General features: G+C 50.5%; 3 protein-coding genes and 3 tRNA genes. All 6 read left to right on the top strand.

The window, feature by feature from the left end:
* The first annotated feature begins 174 nt into the window (after window positions 1-174).
* Window positions 175-1,128 carry a bifunctional biotin--[acetyl-CoA-carboxylase] ligase/biotin operon repressor BirA gene (gene birA / locus ACIONG_RS30210; RefSeq protein ID WP_103303770.1) on the top strand — a complete coding sequence of 318 codons (954 nt, stop codon included), beginning with the start codon at window positions 175-177 and terminating at the stop codon, window positions 1,126-1,128.
* A 394-nt stretch (window positions 1,129-1,522) separates the two neighbouring features.
* Entirely contained in the window at window positions 1,523-1,960 is a 438-nt protein-coding gene (locus tag ACIONG_RS30205; protein WP_401304660.1) for a hypothetical protein, read from the top strand.
* A 143-nt stretch (window positions 1,961-2,103) separates the two neighbouring features.
* Window positions 2,104-2,188, top strand: a tRNA-Tyr gene (locus tag ACIONG_RS30200).
* Between the two features lie 25 nt (window positions 2,189-2,213).
* A tRNA-Gly gene (locus ACIONG_RS30195) sits at window positions 2,214-2,287 on the top strand.
* 26 nt (window positions 2,288-2,313) lie between these two features.
* Window positions 2,314-2,389 (top strand) — tRNA-Thr (locus ACIONG_RS30190).
* Between the two features lie 85 nt (window positions 2,390-2,474).
* On the top strand, window positions 2,475-2,725 hold a 251-nt coding region (locus ACIONG_RS30185), incomplete at its 3' end, for a GTP-binding protein (RefSeq protein WP_401304657.1).

The following is a 2,725-nucleotide window of genomic DNA, read 5'->3' as shown; positions in this document are numbered from 1 at the left end:
TAGTGTGGGGTTTCCCCATGTGAGAGTAGGTCATCGTCAAGATTAAATTCCGAAACCCCAATTGCGAAAGCAGTTGGGGTTTTGTTTTGCCCGCAAGAAATGTGTTTGCTTGATTTCTATGCAGTTGCGCGGTGCGTGGCTATTATTCGGACCTCATTGTGAGGCGAAATCTGCATGTTGACGTTGTTGAATCTACTGAAGGACGGGCGATTCCATTCTGGCCAGGACCTGGGCGCTGCCTTGGGAATTAGTCGAAGTGCCGTATGGAAGCAGCTTCAGCATCTTGAGGCTGAGCTTGGGCTATCTATCCACAAAGTTCGGGGGCGCGGCTATCAGTTGTCTGCGCCGTTGATGCTGCTCGATTCTTTAAAAATAGGTGGGATGAAGACGGGCTGGCCGATCACGACCTTCAATTCTATAGACTCCACGAACGCTGAGGCGCTACGCGCTATCGCTCAGGGGAGAACGGCGCCATTTTTGGTACTGGCCGAGCGACAGTTATCTGGGCGCGGACGAAGAGGGCGCAAGTGGGTTAGTCCGTTTGCCGAAAACCTTTATTACAGTCTTGTGCTGCGCATTGACGGTGGGATGCGCCAGCTAGAGGGCTTGAGTCTGGTTGTTGGGCTGGCCGTTATGCAAACTCTGCGAAAGTTGGGAGTACCTGATGCGGGTTTGAAGTGGCCGAACGATGTTCTTGTTGGCAATAAGAAAATTGCCGGAATTCTGTTGGAGCTTGTTGGGGATCCGGCAGATGTGTGTCATGTGGTATTGGGCATAGGCATTAACGTGAACATGCAGATTGCCGATGAGGTCGACCAGCAATGGACATCCATCCGGTTGGAGTCTGGGGAAACCTGTGATCGTAACGTTCTGGCAACTGAGTTGAGTGAGCAACTGCAAGCTTATATACGGCGTCAGCAGGCAGATGGTTTTTCGGTACTCCAAGCAGAGTGGGAAGAAAATCATTTGTGGCAGGATCGATCGGTGTCGTTGATTGCTGGCGTCAGCCAGGTAGATGGAGTCGTACTCGGAATTGATAATCAGGGTGCACTGCGATTGATGGTGAATGGCGTAGAAAAGGTTTTTAGTGGTGGGGAACTCAGCTTGAGGTTGCGTGATGATAGGTGAGTACGATTGCGACAACAGCTTTATAGAGCTGCGAGTATTGAATATCGCCCCCTGCTACTTTGGTTTCAGAGCAGGGCTCCGAGGAGGCCTTGCGTGTGGGCCTGCGGGGCAGAATAGAGTGTTATCGAGCGAGTGTCGGTTGGATAGTATTTGTACCGCCGTGATAGTGATGAGCCGATTTAAATGCTTGGGCGGGAGCTTTGTGCATCGCTTGGTTGTGAAATGTCTTCGTATGAAATAACTGATGTCAGAGCGGTTATGAAGATTACGGGCTTTTTGGCTCTGTCGTGCGATGTCAATGCTGGGTGGTAGCTGATGTCGTGCCAGAAGTTAGGATTGTGCCTAACCTGGTGTTCGAGCTTTCGCCGTGGCGTGTCCTTATCTAGAGGTATGTATGCGTTGGTTGTTCCTGTTGCTGGTTGTTCTCAATGTTTTTTACTACGTCTGGCATCAGCAGGAAGCACCTTTGCGAGCAAAGGACGTAACTCCTCTCAGTTTGTATAAGGGTTCGCAGCAAGATATACGTCTGCTCAGCGAGACGGCAGCTGCTTCTCGTGGGAGGTCGGAGTTGCAACGGTCTGAGGAGCAGTGTCTTTATGTGGGGGGATTTGTTCGTCAGGAGCTGGTTGTGGCGCTGAGTCGGCGCTTGTCTGAGATGGATATCAAAGCTCAACCTCTCCCTAGCGGCATTCCTGCATCCGGATTTTGGCTGCGTGTTGCTCCTGAAAGCCAGCGATTTCTGGGTGATCCTCAATTGCAAAACCTTTCCAACGAATTCAATGAGTTAAAACATAAAATAATGCTGTGCGAGGGGGTTGCACCTACTGAATAGTTTGCATAGAATGGCGCCCGCTCCACAGTGAAGACCCCAACAGGTTGTCAAAGTGAAGTGATGTCAATGCAGCTAACCTCAGGTTTTTAAATGAGAAAATGCTTGACAAGGGTTTGGCATAGTATAGAATGCCGGCCTGATTAGGAGGGGTTCCCGAGCGGCCAAAGGGATCAGACTGTAAATCTGACGTCTACGACTTCGAAGGTTCGAATCCTTCTCCCTCCACCAGAGTTGAGCGTGAGCTGCAGGCTCCGCGGGTATAGTTTAGTGGTAGAACCTCAGCCTTCCAAGCTGATGATGCGGGTTCGATTCCCGCTACCCGCTCCAAGTTTGCAGGTTGTGCAAAGTGTTTTGCTCTTGTAGCTCAGTTGGTAGAGCACACCCTTGGTAAGGGTGAGGTCAGCGGTTCAAATCCGCTCAAGAGCTCCATATAACAAGGCAGATATGAAAATATCTGCCTTTGTTTTAATGGTTGATATTGTTTGTCTAATTCTTCTGTTTGAGGGTGATATCGATGGCTAAGGAAAAATTTGATCGTTCCCTGCCCCACGTCAACGTTGGGACCATTGGTCACGTTGACCACGGTAAAACCACTCTGACCGCTGCTCTGACTCGCGTCTGCTCCGAAGTTTTCGGTTCGGCCGTAGTTGACTTCGACAAGATCGACAGCGCTCCAGAAGAAAAAGCTCGCGGTATCACCATCAACACCGCTCACGTTGAGTACAACTCGACTATTCGTCACTACGCTCACGTTGACTGCCCAGG

The organism is Pseudomonas sp. NPDC087817, assembly GCF_044742875.1.
GTDB lineage: Bacteria > Pseudomonadota > Gammaproteobacteria > Pseudomonadales > Pseudomonadaceae > Aquipseudomonas.
The sequence above is the reverse complement of the archived record's forward strand: the minus strand, read 5'-3'. Positions and strand labels throughout refer to the sequence as shown.